Below are 20770 nucleotides of genomic sequence, written 5' to 3'. Positions count from 1 at the left end.
AGTGTTAAGATATGCGACTCCACGGGGTTTTACCCAGCTGCGCCAAGAGGTATTGTTTCAAACGCACATGTTCGGCCGACTCCAGCTCAGGATCTTTGTCCACTAATTGCTCGGCAAAGTTTTTCGCCGCGTCGAGAACGGTTTTGTCTTTGACGAGATCTGCCAGTCGAAAGTTCAGCGAACCACTTTGCCGTGTCCCTTCAATTTCACCCGGACCTCTCAGTTCCAGATCTTTTTCTGCAATTTCAAAACCACTGTTCGTGGCGCACATGATCTTGATCCGCTCCCGCGCGTCGTTGCTCAACTTGGGGCCCGTCATCAGGACGCAGTAGCTTTTTTCGGCCCCGCGGCCAACACGTCCGCGTAGCTGGTGCAATTGGGATAGTCCAAATTTTTCCGCACTTTCAATGACCATCACCGAGGCGTTCGGCACGTTCACCCCCACCTCGATCACCGTGGTGCTCACCATGATATGAGTGTCGGCCTGCACAAAACGTTGCATGTTGGCCTCCTTCACGTCGGGCGTCTGCCGGCCGTGCACCATGCTGATGTAATAGCGCGGCTCGGGGAAGTAGGCCTTCACGTTCTCGTAACCCTGCATCAGGCTTTCGTAATCCACCTTCTCACTCTCTTCGATGAGCGGGAAGATGACGTAGGCCTGCCGTCCCTTTTCCAGCTCCGACCGGATGAACTCCATCACCCGCGAGCGTTGGTCGTCGAGGCGGTGCACGGTGTGCACGGGCAGTCGTCCCGGCGGCAGTTCGTCCATAACGCTGTAGTCCAGGTCGCCGTAGGCTGTCATCGCCAGGGTACGCGGGATCGGCGTGGCCGTCATCACCAGCACGTGCGGCGGCAACGTCGCCTTTTTCCAGAGACGGGCGCGCTGCGCCACACCGAAACGGTGCTGCTCGTCCACGATGGCCAGACCAAGGTTTTGAAACTGCACCACTTCCTCGATGAGGGCATGGGTTCCGATTAAGATACGTATCGAACCGGCGGCCAGTTCGCCGAGGATCTTTTTTCTTTCGGCGGTCTTGGTGCTTCCCGTAAGAATACGGATGGGAAGTCCCATGGGCGCCAGCAGTTCCGATAATCCTTTGAAGTGTTGCTGCGCGAGAATTTCGGTGGGTGCCATGAGGCAGGCCTGGTAGCCGTTGTCGTTGGCGAGCAGCATCGCCAGCAAGGCCACGATGGTCTTGCCCGAGCCCACGTCGCCCTGTAGCAGCCGGTTCATCTGGTGGCCGGAGGCGGTGTCGGTGCGGATCTCCTTCAGCACGCGCTTCTGGGCGCCGGTGAGGGCGAAGGGCAGGTGCTCTTTGTAGAAGGTGTTGAACAGCTCGCCTACCTGGTCGAAGATGGCGCCGCGCGAGTGGCGGTGCCGCTCCGAGCGGGTGCGGGCGAGGCGCACCTGGGCGATGAACAGCTCTTCGAACTTGAGGCGCCGCACGGCCAGCGTGCACTCCTTCGGCTGCCGCGGAAAGTGGATGCCGCGGTAGGCGGCGTAGCGGCCCATCAGCTTGCCCTGCTCCAGGATGTAGTCGGGCAGGTTTTCGGGAAGTTCGTCGGGCGGCACGATGTCGAGCAGCGCCTGCACCAGCTTGCCGATGGGCCGCGCACCGAGGCCGCGGCTTTTGAGCTTTTCCGTGGTGCTGTATACCGGCTCCAGCGTGTTGGGCACCGCCTCCGGGTTGAACGATTCGATCTCGGGGTGCACCAGCTGCGGCTTGCCCATGAAAAAGGACAGCTTGCCGAAAGCCGTGTACCGCGCGCCCTCGCGGAGCATCTTTTCCACGAAGTTGAGTCCCTTGAACCAGGTCAGCTCAATGGTGCCCGTTTCGTCGCGCAGGTAGGCCATCAGTCGGCGGGCACTTTTCTCTCCCGTCGTTTCCTTGAAGGTCAGGAAGCCGCGCACCTGCACATAGTCCATCGACGGGTTGAGGTCGATGATGGGTGTGAAGCGCGTCTTGTCGATATGGCGATAGGGAAAATGATGCAACAGGTCGCCGAACGTAAAGATGCCCAGCTCCTTCTTGAGCAGGTCGGCCTTATGCGGACCCACGCCCTTCAAATACTCGATCGGGCTGGCCAGTATGTTCGTGATGGTGGGAATAGCGGGGGTGTTTCGCGTAAAATTACGGCAGAGAATGGTTTTGGGTTTAGAAGGTTTGGGAGGTTGGGGCGCTGATCGTCTGAACCCTTCACTCTACGAAACCTCCTAAACGATTTACCGCGCTTTTTCCCAAAGAACGCTTTGCCGTCCCTTCCGGTATTTCCACCAGCCGGCCAGCAGGCAGGCGTTCATGAATAGGAAATAGAACGGTACCGTGGTGAGGAAGAATGCCCGGTTGCGGCGCAGCAGCCCGGCGCCGGCGGCCGCCAGGGTGTAGGCCAGCAACTGTCCGCCCAACAGCCAGTCGTAGAGCGGCGCCCCGTGCCACAGGGCCAGCGCTGCATTGAGCAGCAACAGCAGCGGCAGCGCCGGCGGGCAGAACACCCAGCGCAGCCAGCGGCGTGCGACAAATTGGAAGGCCAGCACCGGGTGACCGAGAAGGCTGCGCCACGACAGGCGTTCCAGCAACTGGAAAGCGCCGGCAGCAATACGCACCTTGCGTGTCTGCTCGTCGCGGAGGGAGGCCGAGGGCGCTTCCAGGGCGTAGGCGCCGGGCTCGTAGGCAATGCGGCGGCCCTGCAGGCCAATGTGGAGCGACAGGAACAGGTCGTCGAGCAGGGTGTCTTCGGGCATGGGCCGGAAGAGCGACGTGCGCAGGGCGAAGAGCTCGCCGGCAGCACCCACCACGCTGTAGAGGCGGGCGTCGAGGCGCTTGACAAAAGATTCGTAATGCCAGTACCAGCCTTCGGCAAAACCCATCCCGGAGCTGTGGCGCACCCGCTTTTCGCCCGCCACGGCGCCCACGCGCTCGTTTTCAAAATGACGGAGCAGTAGCTTCAACGCCCCAGGCGCGAGCTCGGTATTGGCATCGGAAAGCACCACCAGCGGCGTGCGCACGGTGGCAAGCGCCCGGTTGAGCGCGGCGGTCTTACCGCGACGCTGGTCTTGGTGCAGTACCTCCACGGCAGGGAAGGGTGCCAGCAGGTCGGCGCTGCCATCGGTAGAACCGTCGGTCACCACGAGGAGGTGCAGCCGCCCGGCGGGGTACTCCAGGGCAAGGGCGTTGCGGATCTTTTCGGGGAGGATAGCCGCTTCGTTGTAGGCCGCCACCACCAGCGTCACCTCGGGCCACTGTTCGGGCACGGGCAGAGCGCGGCGCCGGCGAAAGGCCGTCAGCGCCAGCAGGAGCAGCGGGTAGCCTACGTAGGCAAAAAACACCCCGCCCAGCAGGAACCAAAATAAAGCGGCGGCCCATTCCATAGCCCCGCGAAGATAGTTTCCCCGAACGGACTTGGATTTTTTACGGAAAATCCTACATTTGCACTCCCCACGCCAACTTAGCTCAGCTGGTAGAGCGATTCATTCGTAATGAATAGGTCGTCAGTTCGAATCTGATAGTTGGCTCCGGAAAAAGGACTTCAAGCAATTGAGGTCCTTTTTATTTCAGCAAGCGCGTGCTTGTTTATAGTGGGGAAACGCAGGTACAGCGCCGGCCGGCAGCTCTTCCGGGCGCCCCGAATGTTTGATGTTTGGGCACTATAGGTACGGTAATTGTTCACAAGGCGTAGAACCCAAAATCAGCAATATGAAAAGAATCTTCAAGGCAGTGAGCGTAGTGGCGGTGTGCGCTTTCCTCGGCGGCACACCGGTAATGGCACAAACAACGGAGAATTCCACGACAACCACCACGACGGCGCACAATACCGATCGTGATCATGACGACGATGACGGCGATGGCGGAAAGTGGGGCCTGCTGGGCCTTGCGGGCTTACTGGGCCTGCTGCGCCGCAACCGTAAGGAAAACCACGTGGTGCATACAACGACGACGCCCAACCGGTAATCCAATTCGTCTGGAATAGAAAAAGGCAGCGGTCAGACCGCTGCCTTTTCGTTAACCCGCTTTCTGTAGAAATACGGACGTCCCTTCTTCTGGAACAGCCTTTGCTTCAAGGAAACACGTAACAAACCAAACAAAGCATTCCAGATGAAAGCAAGCCTCCGCTTCCCTTCCATTCAAGACCTGCGCGAATACCTCGACGAGATCGGTGTTCCCGAAGAGACCAGCCGCAAGATCAGCTCCTCCAGCACTTTCGGTGAGTTTACCGAAGCCCAGCTGGAGCTGGCCCGGAATGCATTCAAAGCCGAAATAGAACGCTCACAGGACGCCTGACTACACAACCTTAAAAACCCTCAGGGCCTATCCCCAGTATCTCCTTCGCCAGCCCGATCTGACGTTCATCGCCGCTGTGCTTGCCAGGCTCGTCGGACAGTTTGACCACGGGCGTCCAGGCCGCGCTGGCGGGGCGGGCGGCGGTCATCTTCAGCACGATGTTGACGGGCGTCAGGCCCACGTCATTGGTGAAGTTGGTGCCGATGCCAAAGGAGCCCCGGATGCGCCCGCGGCAGTGCTCCGCGATGCGCCGCACTTTCTCCGGGTTGAGCGCATCCGAGAAGACGATCGTCTTGCTCAGCGGATCGATGCCCAGGCCTTGGTAGTGCGCGATCGTGCGGTCGGCGAAGCGCAGCGGGTCGCCGCTATCGTGCCGCACCCCGTCGAAGAGGCGGGCAAACTTGCGGTCGAACACCTCGTAAAATTCTTCGGTGGTGAAGGTGTCGCTGAGGGCGATACCCAGCTCGCCTCGGTACACGTCCACCCAATGCTCCAGCGCCATCGTGTTGGCCATCCGGAAGCCGTATTGCGCGGCGTGGTACATGAACCATTCGTGCGCGTGCGTGCCGATCGGCTTTACACCGTGCTTCATGGCCAGGTGCACGTTGCTGCTCCCAACGAAAGTGCTCCCATACTGCTTCAGCGTGGCCACCACCAGGTCCTGCACCGCGTAGGAATGCCGGCGGCGCGTGCCGAATTCAGCGATCGACACACCCAGCTCGCCATACGCTTCGATCTTGCGGCGGGTCTTTTCGGCTACCACCCCGTCGGGCTCGCGCGCCGCGCCACCCAGTGCATAAAAGTTCTCGGCGATCAGGCAAAGCAGCGGTACCTCCCAGAGGATCGCTCGGTACCAGGAGCCTTCCACCGTCACCTCCACGTCGCCGCCAGCTTGGGTGACCTGTACTTCCGACGGGGCGTAGCGATACCCTTGCAGGAAGTCGAGGTACACGGGGTCGAGGTAGGGGCAGGTGATGGCCAGCCACTGCTTTTCGGCCGCGCTGAGACGCAGGCCGCTCATGGCGTCCACGGAGGCACGCAGGGCTTCGGCAAAGCCGTCGGGAAACTGGTGGCCGCCGCGGTTGATAAAGCGGTAACGCGCGCAGGCCCTCGGAAAGAGCTTGCACACGCACTGCTGCATGGTAAACTTGTAGAAATCGTTATCGAGCAGGGAGGACAGGGTGACCATGTTCCGGCTGCTGAAAAAGGCGGGCCAGCAGGCGCCCCTTAGAAGTTTCCAACTTTCGGATTGGCCGCCGTACCCTAATTTAGTGCGGATTAACGAGCCTCCCTTAACGTAACCCCTTGAAGCAAAGAGTCCCTCATTCCATTTTTGAGCTGCTGCTCGAATCCGGCAGGACCATTTCCTCCGAGATCGAGCTGGAGACCGTGGTGCAACGTGTAACCGACATCGGCACCGAGCTTTCGGGCGCGCAATTCGGCGCGTTCTTTTACAACGTAGTCAACCAGGCCGGCGAGTCGTACGTGCTGTACACCATTTCGGGCGTTCCGCGCGAGGCCTTCTCGCGCTTCCCGATGCCCCGCAACACCCGCATCTTCGAGCCCACTTTCACCGCCAGGGGTACGGTGCGCTACGACGACGTGACCAAGGAACCCCACTACGGCAAAAACCCGCCCTACCATGGTATGCCGGAGGGTCACCTCCCCGTGCGCAGCTACCTGGCCGTGCCCGTGGTCAACCCGTTTACGAAAGAAGCTATCGGCGGCCTCTTCTTCGGCCATGAGGACGTGGGCGTGTTTACGGAAGCCTCCGAAAAGCTCATCGAAGGCATGGCGCTGCAAGCCGCCATCGCCATGAGCAATGCCCGCCTCTTTGATGAAAAGAAACGCATCGAACGCAGCCTCCAGGAAGAGCGCGACCAATACCGCAGCATCTTCGAGGCAAGCTCCGACTCGATGATCATCTACGACGAGAACGGCATCATCGTGGAAGCCAACCCTTCGGCCTGCCGCATTTTCGGGTATGCGTACGAAGAGCTCATCGGCCAGCCGGCGAGCCGCCTCTTCGCCAACCCCAACGACTTCACGAAGCTGCGCGACACGGCGCTCGCCGGTGAAAAATATTCGGGCCGCAACACCCGCATCCGCCACGACGGATCGCACTTCGAAGTGCAATACAACGGCACGCGCTTCCCCTTCCGCGGCAAGCCCCACGTGCTGTCGGTGGCCCGCGACATCACCGAGGAGTTGCGCCACCAGCAGCAGCTCCGCGACCACGAACGAAAGGCCCTCGCCCTGCTGGAAGAAAAAGTACAGGAACGCACCGCCGAGCTCGAGCAGCGCAACTACGACCTGCTGCAGTTCGCCTCCGTGGCTTCGCACGACCTCAAAGAGCCGGTGCGGAAGATCTCGATCTTCAGCCAGATGCTCGAAGAGAACCTGGGCAACGCGATCGACCCCGCCTCGGCACGCTACCTGGGCAATATCGTTTCTTCCTCGCGCCGCATGCTGCGCCTCATCGACGACCTGCTTTCCTTTTCCCGCCTGTCGCACAGCGAGCTCGACTTCGCACCGGTTGACCTCAACGAGTTGCTGCAGCGCATCCTGGAAGACCTGGAGCTTCCCATCGGCGAGAAGAACGCGGCTTTCCACATCGGGACGCTGCCCACCGTGGAAGGCATCGCACTGCAGCTGGGCCAGGTGTTTCAAAACCTCATCGCCAACTCGCTCAAGTTCGTGCACCCCGGCCGCCCGCCGCAGATCACGCTGCGGGCTGAAGAACGCGACGGCGAGCAGGGCCGCGAATGGGTTCTCTTTTATTCCGACAACGGCATCGGCTTCCGCCCCGACCAGTCCGACAGGATCTTCGAAGTATTCCAGCGCCTTCATACCCGCGAAAAGTTCGAAGGCACGGGCGTCGGCCTGGCCATCGTCAAGCGCATCGTCGACTCGCACCACGGCCGCATCCGCGCCTCGGGCCAGGAGGGCGGCGGCGCCACGTTCGAGATCGTGCTGCCGGAAAAGCAGCCGGGGAGTAAAAGTTTGTAGTTTGAAGTTTGCAGTTGGTAGTTACGCGGTGCGGCGGCGCATGTCTTCAACCCGGGAAGCACCAGCGTAACGATGGGGCCGCTTCGCTGCGCTCGCAATGACACGCCCCCCGGCCGTCGCTGGCGCCGTTCGCAAATCTATATTTGTCTTCCCATCTTCACTCCTGCCAATGACCCTGCAGCAACTCGAATACATTGTCGCACTCGATACGCACCGCCATTTTGTGACCGCCGCGCGGCATTGCTTCGTCACGCAGGCAACGCTGAGCATGATGATCCGCAAGCTGGAAGACGAGCTCGGCGTGCGGCTTTTCGACCGCAGCCGGCAACCCGTGGCGCCCACACCCATCGGGGTGGCGCTGGTGGCGCAGGCCCGCCTGGTGCTGCAGGAAGCGCGGCGCCTGACCGAGCTGGTATCGGAAGAGCAAGGCACTGTGAGCGGCGAGCTCCGCCTGGGAGTTATTCCCACGCTGGCGCCCTACCTCCTCCCCCGCTTCCTGCCGGCGCTGATGAGCGAATACCCCGCCCTGCAGGTGCGCGTCACCGAGGCCAACACGGGCGAGCTCATCGAGCGGCTCGAAGCCCACACCCTCGACGCGGCCCTGCTGGCCACCCCGCTGGAGCGCCCGACGCTGACCGAGTTACCCCTCTTCTACGAACGCTTTTACGTATACGCCGCCCCGGAAGAAAAGCTGCCCCGTAAGGGTCCCATTCACCCCGACGACATCGACCCCGACCGCCTCTGGCTGCTATCGGAAGGACACTGCCTGCGCACGCAGGTGCTGCAGCTGTGCGGCGGACAAACCGGGCCGCGGCGCCTAGCCTTCGAAACGGGCTCCCTCGAAATGCTCCTCCGCCTCATCGACACGCAGGGTGGGCTCACTATCGTGCCCGAGCTCGCCATCGACAACCTCAGCGCGCGGCAGCAAAAGAATGTGCGCCCCTTCCGCAACCCCGCACCGGTGCGCGAGATCAGCCTCGTCACTTCGCCGCATTACGCCCGCCGCAAAGTCGTAGAAATACTGTCGGCCACCGTGCGGGCCCACCTGCCCGAGTCGCTCCGCGAGCGCTTCAAAAAGCAGGTGCTGGCGCCGCTGTAACATCAGCGCCGCCCTTCTTCCGCATAGATCTCGTTCGACACACGCCGCTCCAGGTCGGCGTCTTCCCCGGTGAGCCGCTTGTTCTTCCAATTGCCTTTGGCAAAGACGGCCAGGCTCACCAGCGCAATGAGCACGTTGGCCGACGGGAACGCATACCACAGTCCATGCAGCCCCAACGTTGAATGCTTCGACAGCACGTAGGCGAGGGGAAACTGCAGCACCCATTGCGACACCATCGTCAGCAACATCGGGATGACCATATTCCCGGAGGCCCGGAACACACCCGAGATGCACAGTTGCAAGCCAGGAAGCCCCATGCCGGCGCCATCGTGCGGAGGAAGCGGGCTGCTTCGTCTATTACCGCGTGGTCCTGCGGAACAAAGAACGTGGCAAACTGCGGCGCGAAGGCCAGCACCACGAGCCCGAAAGCCGTCATACCGGCAAAGCCCATGCGCGCGCCGAGCCGCGCGGCGTGCGCCGCGCGCTCCGTAAGGCCCGCGTCGATATTCTGGCCCACCAGCGTGGAGATGGCCATCGACAAACCCATCGCCGGGATCATGACGAGCTGCAGCACGTTGGCCAGCACAATGGGCACGGCCAGCCGGAGTAATGCGGGGGCGATGGGACCGTCCAGCAAGTTGTGGGGTGCGGAGGGAGCAGCGGTTCTTGCCATGCACCCCTACCTGAAAATTTGGGGCCGTATTACAAGCTCAGCACCACCTTACCGCGCGTGTGGCCCGTTTCCACCTGGGCATGCGCCGCCGCCATCTCCGCAAAGGAGAAGCGATGCCCGATCGTCGCCTTGAGGTGGCCGGCTTCCAGGAGACGGGCGAGGTCTTCCATATCGGGGCCGCTCGATTGCACGAGGTAGTTTTCCGCCCGCAGGCAGCGGCGCTCCGCTTCCTGCGCTACGGGTTCCCTGGCGCCGCCCACGATGGACACGAGCACGCCGCCGGGCCGCAGCACGTCGAGCGAATGCAGGGCCGTGTCGCCACCGACGGGATCCAATACCAGGTCGATGTCGGAAGCGAGCTTGCGGAAATCGTCATTGTGGTAGTCGATGACTTCGGAAGCACCGAGCCGGCGCAGGTAGTCGTGGTTGGCGGCCGAAGCGGTGCCGATCACTTCGGCGCCGACCTGTTTGGCGATCTGCACGGCAAAGTGGCCCACGCCCCCTGCAGCCGCGTGGATCAGCACGCGCTGCCCGGCGCGGAGGCCGCCACGGTGCACGAGCACCTGCCAGGCGGTGAGCGCCGCCAGTGTGGTCGCCGCGGCTTCTTCCGTAGAAATACCGTCGGGGATGCGCGCGAAATGCGTCGCGGGTGCAGTTACATATTCGGCGTACGCGCGACCCGCGCCGGGGAAGTTGACCATCCCGAAGAGGCGGTCGCCCACTTTCCATTGCGTTACGCCTTCGCCCACCGCCTCGACCGTTCCGGCCACGTCCCAGCCCAGGATGACCGGCGGCGCTTCCATCAGCTTATTAAAGAAGGCGCCGCCCTTGCGGGTCTTGATGTCCACCGGGTTGATGCTGATGGCTTCGTTGCGCAGCAGCACGTCACCGGCCGCGGGCCTGGGTTGCCGGACATCGGTCAGTTGCAGGACATCGGTGCCGCCGGCGGCATTCAGTACATAGGCTTTCATATCAGTGGATCGGTTGTGTTTTAAAGAGGGGTGCGATCAGTTCCAGCGAGCGGGTGCGCGCCGCGAGGTCGTACACGTGTGCCGTCACCATCAGCTCGTCGACGCCCGTTTCGGCCACGAAGCCGGACAGGCCTTCGGCCACCGTAGACGGACTGCCTACGAAGGAGTAGTGCGCAAACTGGCGGACGGCGGCTTCCTCGGCGGGTGTCCATTGGGCCGACATATCTTCTGTGGGCGGTGCCAGGGGGCGGCGCTTGTTGCGGATGAGGCCCAGCACGAGCTCGTAGTACGAGGTGGCGAGGTGCTGCGCTTCTTCGTCGCTTTCGGCGGCGATCACCGACACGCAGGCCAGCGCGTAGGGTTCCTGCAAATACTTCGACGGCTGGAAGCGGGCCTTGTACAGGGCCAGCGCCTCGTGCAGGTAGGTGGGCGCAAAGTGCGAGGCGAAGCCGAAGGGCAATCCCAGCATGGCGGCCAGCTGCGCGCTGTAGGTGCTGGAGCCGAGCAGCCATACCGGCACCTGCGTCCCTTCGCCGGGGATGGCGCGCACCCGCGCGCTGGGCTCGGGCACATCGAGAAAGCGGAGCAGCTCCACCACGTCGTTGGGAAAGTCGTCGCCGCCCTGCAGGGAACGGCGCAGGGCCGCGGAGGTGAGCGGGTCGGTGCCCGGGGCGCGGCCGAGGCCGAGGTCGATGCGGCCGGGATAGAGCGCCTCGAGGGTGCCGAACTGTTCGGCGATGACCAGCGGTGCGTGGTTGGGCAGCATCACGCCGCCCGCGCCGACACGGATGCTGTTTGTTTGCCCCGCCACGTGGCCGATGAGCACGGAGGTGGCCGCCGACGCGACGCTCTCCATGTTGTGGTGCTCGGCGAACCAGTAGCGGGTGCAGCCGAGGCGCTCGGCGGATTGCGCGCCGGCAACAGCACGGCGAAAGGCGCCCGACACGGTATCTCCTTCCACCACGGTGGCGAGGTCGAGTACGGACAGCGGTATATCGGAAAGCTTTTTAGACACAGGCATTTGTTAAGGCCTTGCAAGGTAGCACGGTGCCAACCGACAGCTGTCGGCGAACGGCGTTCCTGCGTCGGTAAAAAACAAGCCCGGCCGTTAAACATTGAAGTCGGCGGTCGGTCTGATGAACAGGACCCCGCAAAAGGTCCGCATCGTTAACCTCAAAAAAAAACACCATGAAAAAGATCTTTCTCGCCTTCGCCCTCCTCGCCGGCGTGCTCGGCGCGTCGGCCCAGGGTCGTTCCCGCGAGCAAGCCACTGACGCCATCCTCCGCGGCGGCGCGCCCACGGCCAGCAGCAACTATCCCGGCAGCAACAACGGCTACGGCCGCGACGATCGCTACGAGCGCAACGAACGCAACGACCACCACGATCGCTACGACCGGAAGGACCGCTACGAGCGGGATCGCCGCGAGCGCGAAGCCCGCGACCGCCGCGAAGAAGCGATCCGCCGCATCAATGACGACTACGATTACCGCATCGCCCGCGTGCGCGACGACCGCCGCCTCAGGAACCGCGAGCGCAAGCGCCAGGTAGCAGTGCTGCAGCGCGAGCGCGAGCAACGCCTCCGCGACGTGCAGGCCGGCAACAACGGTTACCGTTATTGAGGATCAATCGTGAATCAGGAAAAGGCGTTCGCCATCGGCGGGCGCTTTTTGCGTCTAAGAAGGTATTAAAGGGTAAAAGGTCCGGAACCGCCCCGCCGTCGCTAAAGCTATGGCGGGCGATGAAAGAAAAAAGAAAGGAAGTTGGTACGCTAAGCAGAGACGCACGATGTGCGTCGCTACTTAATGAACAGCCTTGCCTGCGGCGGAACCATTATTATATCTCTTCGCGAAACACCTTATTCTCTTTTTTTCTTAGCGGTGAAAAACGCTTCTTTCCCTTTATACACCTTGTCCGCTCCCGCCAGCTTCTACAGGACTCCGATGCTCCTATTCAGGGAGCGGCTCTTCAAATTGAAAGGATGCCTCCTCCGGCACGCGGCTGCGGCGTTGCGCGCGGAAGTAGGGCCACAGCGGGCCGGCCATGACGGTGAGGGTCAACAGCCAGTCGAGCGGATCCTTGCCGAAGTTTTTAGCGGAGAACGCGATAAAGACACCGGCCATCAGTAGGGCGCCCTGAACGAAGCCGAGGTAACCGCGCGGGGCGATGCGGGCACCCAGCACGGCGCCCAGCAGTCCGAAGGTGAAGAGCATGCCGGCCACCACGAGGGTCACCCCGTTGGTGGAGAGGCCGCGCAGGGGGCGCGAATGGGTGCTGCGCAGCGCCAGGGCCAGCAGCACGAAGAGAAGCACCGACAGGGCCGCGCCCGCCAGCGGGGCAACGCATTGCCGCCAGGCGGGTACCGGTTGGAGCGAATGAGCCATGGCTGCAAGTTAGGCATTCCGGCGGGCAAGCTTTGGGTCGGTAGGGTGCTTGTCCCACAAGGCAAGATTTCTCGCAGAGGACACGGAGCGTTTCACAGGGCGCACGAAGACTTACCTGCTGCCAACAGAAAACGAGGCACTCCTAACGGCTGCGCAGATCTCTTAACCCGCGGTAGCGAGCGGCGCCCTGCGGGACAGGAAATCCTGGTGTTTTTCCCATGGATTTTCGGGGCGTGGCGGGCAGGCTTGCAGCGTGGAAAAAGTAGCACTTAACCGCATCGGCGTCGCGATCCTGGAGGCTTCCATTTACGTGCATCGGACTGCCACCGCGCCGAAGGCGGCGGGGCGGTTAAGAACCTTCGTCTGCTTGCCGACTTCTTAACGGAGGCCAGCAGCCTGCGTAACGGGGGAGTTTGCCCGCCCGGCTGACGCCAATCGGACGGGCTTCGCTACGCTCGCAATGACCCCGCTTCCTGCGGGGTCGCTGGCGCCAGCAACCGGCAACCGGAAACCGGAAACCCGAAACCGGAAACCCGAAACCGCCAACGCCCCCCACCACAAACTAAAAACTACAAACTACAAACTCTCTCTACCTTCGCGCCTATGCCTGCTCCCCTCGACATTCCCGCGCTGCTCGCCAACCTGAACATCAAAACCCTCAACCCGATGCAGGAAGCGGCGCTCGCTGCCGCCCAGGAGCACGACAACCTCGTGCTGCTCGCACCCACCGGCTCGGGCAAGACCCTCGCCTTCCTGCTGCCGCTGCTGGCCAACCTGGAGCCGGGCGTGTCCACGCAGGCCATCATTGTAACGCCTTCGCGCGAGCTCGCCCTGCAGATCGAGGAGGTATGGCGCAAGCTGAAAACGAACCGCAAGGTGCTGGCCACCTACGGCGGCCACAAGCGCGAGATCGAGGAAACCTCCATCAGCGGTGAGGCACCCGTGCTCATCGTGGGCACTCCCGGCCGCCTCGCCGACCACCTGCGCCGCGGCAACATCAACAAGGAAACCGTCCGCACGCTCGTGCTCGACGAGTTCGACAAGTCCGTGGAGCTGGGCTTCCAGGACGAACTCGAAGAAGTGCTCGGCCACCTGCCCCACATTAAAAAACGCATCCTCACCTCGGCTACCTCGGCCGAGATCCCCGACTTCGTGGGCGCCACCGATGCCCACGTGCTCCAGTTCCAACCGGAAACGACAGAAACCGACAACCCCGAAGAAGGCATCGTCACCGGCGCCAAGCTTACCCTGCAGGCCCTCCGCGCGTCGGAGAAGGACAAGCTCGACACCCTGTTCCGCTACCTCTGCCTGCTGGGCCGCGGCCCCGCCATCATCTTCCTCAACCACCGCGAGAGCGTGGAGCGCACCGCCAACTACCTCCGCGAGGCGGGCGTAGCCACGGGCTGGTACCACGGCGCCCTCGAGCAGCGCGAACGCGAGGTGGCCCTCGCCCGCTTCCGCAACGGGTCGGATCCCTTCCTCGTGACCACCGACCTCGCCGCCCGCGGCCTCGACATCCCCCACATCCGCGCCGTGGTGCATTACCACATCCCGAACACCGAGTCCGAATTCACCCACCGCAACGGCCGCACCGCCCGCGCCGACGCCTCGGGCACGGCCGTACTCATCCTCAGCCCCGGCGAGGAAGTGCCCGACTACATCAAAGAGCCCGTGGAATTCATCGAGCTCCCCGAAGACCTGCAGCTGCCCGAAAAGCCGCGCTGGGCCACGCTCTACATCTCCGCAGGCAAAAAAGACAAGGTCAACAAGATCGACATCGTGGGCTTTCTCTCCAAGGTCGGCGGCCTCAAGCCGGAAGACATCGGCCTCATCGAGGTGAAAGACTACATGGCCTTCGCCGCCGTGCGCCGCAGCCAGGCCTCCCGCGTGCTGGCCGAGGTGAAAGACCAGAAGCTGAAAGGCAAAAAGATCAAGATCGACATGGCGCGATAAAGGAAAGGAAGTGAAAGAAGCGTTTTGAACCGCGAAGGAAAAAAGAGAATAAGCGTTTCGCGAAGAGATACAAAACGTCCCGCCATGGCGGGACGTTTTCGTTACAAACAACTTAGCGTACCACCTTCTTCTCTTCTTCTCTTTGCGGTTACGAACCTTTTTTTACTTTGCTTCCGTCGAGCATGTTCCGGCTTTAGGTTTGCTAGGAAACCTTAAGAACCTTCAAAACCCTGAGAACCCCAAGAACCACTTTTCGAATGCGCACAAAACAACTCGGTAATTCCACGTTATACGCTTCCCGCCAGGGCCTCGGCTGCATGGGGATGAGCGAATTCTACGGCGAGCGCGACGATGCCACCTCGGAGCTCGTGATCAAGGAAGCCTACGAACGCGGCATCACCTTCTTCGATACGGCCGATATGTACGGCCCCTACCACAACGAGGAGCTCCTCGGCCGCGCCATCAAGCCCTTCCGCCAGAACATCGTGCTGGCCACCAAGTTCGGTATCGTGCGCGATGCCGCCGACCCGTCGAAGCGCGGCGTCAACGGGCGCCCCGAATACGTACGCCAAAGCCTCGAGGGCTCCCTGCAGCGCCTCGGCACCACCGTGGTGGACCTGTATTACGTGCACCGCCTCGACCCCGACGTGCCCGTGGAAGAGACGGTAGGCGAGATGGCCCGGCTGAAAGAAGAAGGAAAGATCCGCGCCATCGGCCTCAGCGAGGTCAGCGCCGACACCCTCCGCCGCGCCCACACCGTGCATCCCATCGCCGCCCTCCAGAGCGAGTATTCCCTCTGGACCCGCGACCCCGAAGACGAGATCCTCCCCGCCTGCCGCGAGCTGGGCATCGCCTTCGTGGCCTACAGCCCGCTGGGCCGTGGCTTCCTCACCGGCCAGCTCAAAAGCTTCGACGACTTCGCCCCCAACGACTACCGCCGCCACTCGCCGCGCTTCCAGGGCGCCAACTTCGAAAAAAACCGCGCATTGGTAGAAAAGCTTGGTGAGTTCGCCCTCGCCAAGGGCTGCTCGGCCGCGCAGCTCGCCCTCGCCTGGGTGCTCGCCCAGGGCGACGATATCTTCGCCATCCCCGGGACCAAACAGCTCGGCTACCTCGCCGAGAACATCGCCGCCATGGATGTGACCTTCACCCCCGAAGAGCTCGAGCTCCTCGAAGCGATCGCCCCCAAAGGCGTGGCTGCGGGGGAACGCTACCCCGAGGCGATGATGAAGAGCGTGGGAAAGTAGGCGGCCTTCGGCCGGAGTTGGCTCGCGGAAAACGCGGAAGACGCGGAAGGCGTCTTTTGTGGAAACGTTTTTCAAATGCGAAACCGTCTTCTGTGCCGCATTCCTTATGGCGGACGATGCGTTCTAAAAGTTGAAAGAGTATACTGTTTGACGTTTCCGGTAAAAACGCAGAAAGGAAATGGCTGTTAGGGGCCTTCCGCGTATTTACCGGAAATCACAACCTGAAAGGAGTTTCCTTTTTTAAAGGATACGTCGACGCGCAAGAGTTTCCAAAAAAGGATGATTCCAAGTATGAAGAAAACTGCCACTGCAAGTTTCCGCGTCTTCTGCGTTTTCCGCGTGCCATAGTACGCCGCGCAATGCGCCTGTCCCGTGCCTACTTTTATACCATGCAATTCGGACTATTCACTTTCGGCGACATCGGCACCAACCCGGCCACCGGCGATACCATCGCGGCGCCGCAGCGCCTGCAATACCTGGTAGAAGAAGCGGAGCTCGCCGAAGCGGTGGGGCTCGACGTATTCGGCGTGGGCGAGCACCATCGTCCCGACTATGCCGTGTCGGCGCCGGCCGTGGTGCTGGGCGCCATCGCCGCCCGCACGAAGCGCATCCGCCTCAGCAGCGCCGTGACCGTGCTTTCCTCCGAAGACCCCGTGCGCGCCTACCAGCAGTTTGCCACCGTGGACGGCCTCTCCGGCGGACGGGCCGAGCTGATGGCGGGCCGCGGCTCCTTTATCGAATCGTTCCCGCTGTTCGGCTACGACCTCAAGGACTACGACTCCTTGTTTGAAGAGAAGCTCGAGTTGCTGCTCCGCATCCGGCAAAGCGCCATCCTCAACTGGAAAGGGACGCATACGCAGACCATCAGCCAGCGGGGCGTGTTCCCGCGGTCGGTGCAGGAGCCGCTGCCCGTGTGGATCGCCGTGGGGGGCACTACCGGCAGCGTGGTGCGCGCGGCGCAATACGGCCTGCCACTGGCCCTCGCCATCATCGGCGGACAGCCCGCCCACTTCGCCCCACTGATCGACCTCTACAAGGAAACCTATGCGAAAAGCGGCCACCCCGAAGACGCCCGCCAGGTGGCCATCAACTGCCACACCTTCATCGCCCCGACCACGCAGGAAGCCCGCGACACGTTCTGGCCGCCTTACGCCTCGGTGATGACCCGCATCGGCCGCGAGCGCGGCTGGCCCGCTATGACCCGCCCCCAGTTCGACGCCGCCTGCGGCCCGAATGGCGCCCTGCTGGTGGGCTCCCCCCAGGAGGTGGCCGACAAGATCGCCGCCCACCGCGCGCTTTTCGGCCATACCCGCTTTGCCGCGCAGATGAGCATCGGCGTTGTGCCCCAGCCCGCACTCATGCGCTCCATCGAGCTTTTTGGCTCGGCTGTAACGCCGCAATTCCGGTAATGGTATAATTTTCGCCAAACACCTCTCTATGAAACGAGCGCTCATCCTTTCCCTCCTGGCCCTTGGCTTTGCCACGGGCGCCTTTGCGCAGGACGGCATCATCGGCAAATGGTGGAGCCCCCGGCGCGACGGCCAGATCGAGATCTATAAGGCCAACGGCCAATACTTCGGTAAGCTGATCTGGGCCCAGAAGTCGGGCAAGAAAGACATCCACAACCCCGACGCCTCCCTGCGCCAGCGCGACGTCGTAGGCCTCAACCTCTTCACCAACTTTCACTACGACGACGATGACGGCGAATGGGTGGACGGTAAGGTATACGACCCCTCCAGCGGCAAAGTATACAGCTGCAAACTCTGGCTCAGCGAAGATGGAAAAGTGCTGAATGCAAGAGGCTACATCGGGTTTTCGCTGCTGGGGCGGACGGAGAAGTTTGAGAAGGTCAGGTAGCGGCCCCCTGTCCCCCGAAGGGGGCACTTGGACGGATGCCTTACTCCTGGTTTGGCAACTGTTCTTTATTGAAAATTTGTGCAGCCCTGAATATGTCGGGGCTGTTTTTTTCACCGTAACTGCGGGGAATTTTCCCGGAAATCAATGCTTGTTTTCACCTTGGCCTGAATTGCTGAAGCCGGAGTTTCAGTGAATGAAAAATACTACGTCCGACTCAGACAAGCATTACGGGTATCAATTGGCTGACCCGTTGTTTTATGTGGCATTGAAGCAATATGCGCAGCGAATGCGCGCTCAGCCAACGCACGCGGAAATGCTGTTGTGGAATGCGTTAAGAGGAAAGAAACTTGACGGCCACAAGTTCCGGCGACAGCACATAATCGGCCGCTACATTACCGACCTCGTTTGCCTGAAAAAACGACTGATCATCGAGATCGACGGCCTCATTCATCAACTCCCCGACAACCAGCAAAGCGACGCCGAGCGCCAAGAGGAATTAGAAGGAATGGGCTTCACAGTAACCCGCTTTACCAACAAAGAAGTAGAAACACAACTCGAAGATGTCCTGGAAAAAATTGGCTCCATCTTGAATAAACTACAGGAGATTTCAACCCAATAATGATCCAGCCAAAGAAGAAATGATCGACCTGAGTGCCCCCCTCGCGCCGCCAGCCGAAGCCTATGGCGCGGAGGCCGGGGGTTCAGGGGGCCGGTAGGGTAACGATGAACGTCGCCCCTTCCCCGGGCCGGCCCTCGGCGCGGATGGAGCCGCCATGGTTCTCGGCTACCTTCTTGCAAAGGGCGAGGCCGATACCCGAGCCGCTATAGGCGGCGCGGTCGTGGAGGCGCTGGAAGATCGTGAAGATCTTGTCGGCATAGTTCTGTAAAAAGCCGATGCCGTTGTCGCACACGCGGAGCTCGTGAAAGCGGCGGCCGTCCTGCTCCACGAGGCGGTAGCGCAGCTGCACGTGCGGCGGCACGCCGGCGCGGGCAAACTTGAGCGCATTGTTCACCAGGTTGTACAGCAGCTGGTGCATCTGCAGCGGGATGGCCGGCAGCGTCGGCAGGTGGTCGGATTCGATGAGGGCGCCCGATTGGGTGATGGCCAGCTCGAGGTCCTGTTTCACCTGCTGCAGCACGTCGTTGAGATCTACCGGCTCGCGGTGGTCGGCGCGCTCCAGGGAGGCATATTCGAGGAGGTCGCGGAGGGAGCGGCTCATGCGGTCGGCGGCGGCGGTGATCTTTTCAAAGCGCGTGCGCGACAGCTCGCTCAGGTTGTCGTATTCCTGCTCGCGGATGTAATCGGCAAACATGCGGATCTTCCGCAGCGGCTCCTGCAGGTCGTGGCTCGACACGTAGGCAAACTGCTCCAGTTCCGCGTTCTGGCGGTTCAGCGCACGGTTGGCGTCCTGCAGGGCCTGTGTGCGTTCTTCCACCTGGCGGGTGAGCTCGGCGGCGAACTCCTTGATCTCGGTAATGTCCTGCACCACGCCGAGCAGCTGCACCGGCGTTCCGTCTTCGAAAAAGATGCGCCCCTTGAAGCGGCACCAACGGATGGAACCGTCGGGGTGCACCACGCGTCCTTCGTATTGCAGGTAGCCGTCGGCATAAGCGCGCTTGTAGGCTTCCGTGCGCAGCACCTGGTCGTCGGGGTGGATGGCGTGCACGTAGGCCTCACGGTCGTTGCTGTGCGTAATTCCCATGATGTCGGCCATCCGCTTCGATGCCGAAATGGCGTTATTACGCAGGTCCACATCGAAGGTGCCGAGGTCGGCGGAGTCGATGGCGAGGCGGGCACGTTCTTCGGAGCGCTGGATGGCGCGGCGCGCGGCGACCTTGTCGGTCACGTCGATCACCAGGGCCATGATGCGGCTCCAGGTGCCGTCGCGCTCGCGGAGCGGCTCGTATACAAAATCTACGTAGATGGTTTCCTGGAGCCCGTTGCGAACGATCTGCACCGGCGTATCGCGGCCGATGAACGCCTCGCCGTTGCGGAGCACATTCTTGAGGATCTCGTCGAAGCCCTGGTCGCGCACTTCGGGGATCCCCTCCCAGATCGGCCGGTGCTCGAAGTCGGTTCGCGTGCGCTGCACGATGGCCAGGTAAGCGTCGTTGACCAGCTCCACGTACAACTCTTCTCCACGGAGAATACAGATGCCCATCGGCGCCTGCATGAACAGCCGGCGCAGGTTGTCTTCGCTCTTCAACAGCTCCTCGCGGGCCTGCTCCTCGAGTTCGATGGCCGCCACCCGGGTGAGGGTGGTGTTGAGGTGCAGGGCCACGGTGCTGATATACTGCCGGTAACCGGTGTCGAGCTGGCGGCGCGGGCTGACGCCGCATACCATGTAGCCGCTGGGTTGCCCATTGGTCAGGAGCGGCAGCAGTAATGCCTCCCGCACGGGCTCGGGCCAATGGCCTATCCATCCTTCGAGCGGCGTGCCCTGCAGCGGCACCTGCTGCGCGGTGCCTTCCGCGCCCGCCGCATCAAATGGCCAGGGCAGGGCGGCAGCTTCTTCGGCACGGAGGCCCACCGCCTGCTCGAGACGGGGTTGCCCGTTGCCGTCCAGCGAATAGAGCAGGGCAAACGGGAGCGACATCGGCGCGCCGGCGATGACCGCGGCGGCGCAGGTATAAACATCGTGGCGGGAGCGCAGCGCGCTCAGCTTGCCGAGTAATTCGTGGAGAAAACGATTGCGCCGTTCGTTAACGATACGGTAGGTGGTTTCGATCCCCGCGTTGAATACGCCCGCCACCTGGCCGTCGGGCTGAAAGATGGGTGACAGGTTGTAGTCGAAATAGGTTTCTTCGGTAAACCCGTAGCGATGCATCGGCAGGAACTGGTCGGTTGCGCGGAAGCTGCGGCCATCGGAAAGAACGGCGGCAAACTGCGGTCCTACCGTGTCCCAGATGTCGGGCCATACTTCCGCCGCGGGGCGGCCCAGGGCCCAGGGATGCTTGTCGCCGGGAATACCCGACCAGGCGTCGTTGTAAAAAAGATAGAGCTCGGGGCCCCAGTAGATGGCGATCGGGAAGCCCGCGTTGAGACAGATGCTCAGCGACGAACGAAGCAGCATGGGCCACTCCGATACGGGGCCCATCGGGTGCGCCGACCAGTCGTACTGGCGGATGCGCTCTCCCATCTGGCCACCGGCCTGAAGAAATCGGAACGATGCTGCTTGCTGGGTACTGTCCATGTATTTGTGTGGAAACGAAGCGGTAAAGGGCGGGGTAAAATTAAGCATTGGCCGCCGTTTCTAATAAGCATTTGGCTGGCCTTTGTTTAACTTAGCCTGTTTCGC

19 protein-coding genes and 1 tRNA gene are annotated in these 20770 nt (G+C 62.0%); 11 read left to right on the top strand and 9 right to left on the bottom strand.

Going from position 1 to position 20770, the window contains the following annotated elements; translation table 11 throughout:
* Positions 1-4: 4 nt before the first annotated feature.
* Positions 5-2089 (bottom strand): ATP-dependent DNA helicase RecG, encoded by a 2085-nt coding sequence (gene recG, locus E0486_RS05515; RefSeq protein WP_131851146.1) that lies wholly within the window; start codon positions 2087-2089, stop codon positions 5-7.
* A 135-nt stretch (positions 2090-2224) separates the two neighbouring features.
* Positions 2225-3370, bottom strand: a complete 1146-nt coding sequence (locus E0486_RS05510; RefSeq protein WP_131851145.1) for a glycosyltransferase family 2 protein — start codon at positions 3368-3370, stop codon at positions 2225-2227.
* A 71-nt stretch (positions 3371-3441) separates the two neighbouring features.
* On the opposite strand from E0486_RS05510, the gene E0486_RS05505 reads away from it, so the two are divergent.
* From E0486_RS05505 to E0486_RS05495, 3 genes are all read left to right on the top strand, one after another.
* Positions 3442-3514, top strand: a tRNA-Thr gene (locus E0486_RS05505).
* A 181-nt stretch (positions 3515-3695) separates the two neighbouring features.
* Entirely contained in the window at positions 3696-3950 is a 255-nt protein-coding gene (locus tag E0486_RS05500; RefSeq protein WP_131851144.1) for a WGxxGxxG family protein, read from the top strand.
* 144 nt (positions 3951-4094) lie between these two features.
* Complete coding sequence (locus E0486_RS05495) at positions 4095-4280, top strand: hypothetical protein (protein ID WP_131851143.1); 186 nt, start codon at positions 4095-4097, stop codon at positions 4278-4280.
* A 10-nt stretch (positions 4281-4290) separates the two neighbouring features.
* On the opposite strand, the gene pncB is transcribed toward E0486_RS05495, so the two are convergent.
* On the bottom strand, positions 4291-5469 hold the full coding sequence (gene pncB / locus E0486_RS05490) for a nicotinate phosphoribosyltransferase (protein WP_131851142.1): 1179 nt from the start codon (positions 5467-5469) through the stop codon (positions 4291-4293).
* Between the two features lie 116 nt (positions 5470-5585).
* On the opposite strand from pncB, the gene E0486_RS05485 reads away from it, so the two are divergent.
* Both E0486_RS05485 and E0486_RS05480 read left to right on the top strand, forming a co-directional pair.
* A complete protein-coding gene (locus E0486_RS05485) occupies positions 5586-7289 on the top strand; it encodes a PAS domain S-box protein (protein WP_131851141.1) in 1704 nt (567 codons plus the stop codon).
* A 169-nt stretch (positions 7290-7458) separates the two neighbouring features.
* Complete coding sequence (locus E0486_RS05480) at positions 7459-8388, top strand: hydrogen peroxide-inducible genes activator (RefSeq protein ID WP_131851140.1); 930 nt, start codon at positions 7459-7461, stop codon at positions 8386-8388.
* Positions 8389-8390: 2 nt separating this feature from the next.
* On the opposite strand, the gene E0486_RS05475 is transcribed toward E0486_RS05480, so the two are convergent.
* The 4 genes from E0486_RS05475 to E0486_RS05460 are packed head-to-tail and all read right to left on the bottom strand — an operon-like array spanning position 8391 to position 11047.
* Entirely contained in the window at positions 8391-8636 is a 246-nt protein-coding gene (locus E0486_RS05475) for a hypothetical protein (protein ID WP_131851139.1), read from the bottom strand.
* Complete coding sequence (locus E0486_RS05470) at positions 8627-9061, bottom strand: MATE family efflux transporter (RefSeq protein ID WP_131851138.1); 435 nt, start codon at positions 9059-9061, stop codon at positions 8627-8629. The genes E0486_RS05475 and E0486_RS05470 overlap by 10 nt, the downstream gene beginning before the upstream one ends.
* A gap of 29 nt (positions 9062-9090) precedes the next feature.
* Positions 9091-10032 carry an NADP-dependent oxidoreductase gene (locus E0486_RS05465; protein WP_131851137.1) on the bottom strand — a complete coding sequence of 314 codons (942 nt, stop codon included), beginning with the start codon at positions 10030-10032 and terminating at the stop codon, positions 9091-9093.
* Position 10033: 1 nt separating this feature from the next.
* Positions 10034-11047, bottom strand: coding sequence for an LLM class flavin-dependent oxidoreductase (locus E0486_RS05460; RefSeq protein ID WP_243697383.1), 1014 nt, complete (start codon positions 11045-11047; stop codon positions 10034-10036).
* A gap of 173 nt (positions 11048-11220) precedes the next feature.
* Here E0486_RS05460 and E0486_RS05455 point away from each other — a divergent pair, with 173 nt between their 5' ends.
* Entirely contained in the window at positions 11221-11652 is a 432-nt protein-coding gene (locus tag E0486_RS05455; RefSeq protein WP_131851135.1) for a hypothetical protein, read from the top strand.
* A gap of 327 nt (positions 11653-11979) precedes the next feature.
* Here the strand turns inward: E0486_RS05455 and E0486_RS05450 are convergent, their stop codons facing one another.
* Positions 11980-12414, bottom strand: coding sequence for a hypothetical protein (locus tag E0486_RS05450; RefSeq protein ID WP_131851134.1), 435 nt, complete (start codon positions 12412-12414; stop codon positions 11980-11982).
* Positions 12415-13017: 603 nt separating this feature from the next.
* On the opposite strand from E0486_RS05450, the gene E0486_RS05440 reads away from it, so the two are divergent.
* From E0486_RS05440 to E0486_RS05420, 5 genes are all read left to right on the top strand, one after another.
* Positions 13018-14367: a DEAD/DEAH box helicase gene (locus E0486_RS05440; RefSeq protein ID WP_131851132.1), complete on the top strand. Its 1350-nt coding sequence runs from the start codon at positions 13018-13020 to the stop codon at positions 14365-14367.
* A 257-nt stretch (positions 14368-14624) separates the two neighbouring features.
* Positions 14625-15614: an aldo/keto reductase gene (locus E0486_RS05435; protein WP_131851131.1), complete on the top strand. Its 990-nt coding sequence runs from the start codon at positions 14625-14627 to the stop codon at positions 15612-15614.
* Positions 15615-16003: 389 nt separating this feature from the next.
* Positions 16004-17023, top strand: a complete 1020-nt coding sequence (locus E0486_RS05430; RefSeq protein WP_131851130.1) for an LLM class flavin-dependent oxidoreductase — start codon at positions 16004-16006, stop codon at positions 17021-17023.
* Between the two features lie 28 nt (positions 17024-17051).
* Positions 17052-17471, top strand: a complete 420-nt coding sequence (locus E0486_RS05425; protein ID WP_131851129.1) for a DUF2147 domain-containing protein — start codon at positions 17052-17054, stop codon at positions 17469-17471.
* Between the two features lie 193 nt (positions 17472-17664).
* On the top strand, positions 17665-18090 hold the full coding sequence (locus E0486_RS05420; protein ID WP_131851128.1) for an endonuclease domain-containing protein: 426 nt from the start codon (positions 17665-17667) through the stop codon (positions 18088-18090).
* Positions 18091-18172: 82 nt separating this feature from the next.
* On the opposite strand, the gene E0486_RS05415 is transcribed toward E0486_RS05420, so the two are convergent.
* Positions 18173-20713: a sensor histidine kinase gene (locus tag E0486_RS05415; RefSeq protein ID WP_131851127.1), complete on the bottom strand. Its 2541-nt coding sequence runs from the start codon at positions 20711-20713 to the stop codon at positions 18173-18175.
* Positions 20714-20770 lie beyond the last annotated feature (57 nt).

The sequence above is a fragment of the Flaviaesturariibacter aridisoli genome, assembly GCF_004343705.1.
Lineage (GTDB): Bacteria > Bacteroidota > Bacteroidia > Chitinophagales > Chitinophagaceae > Flavisolibacter > Flavisolibacter aridisoli.
Note: the sequence above shows the minus strand (reverse complement) of the source record. Positions and strands in the feature narration are given on the sequence as shown.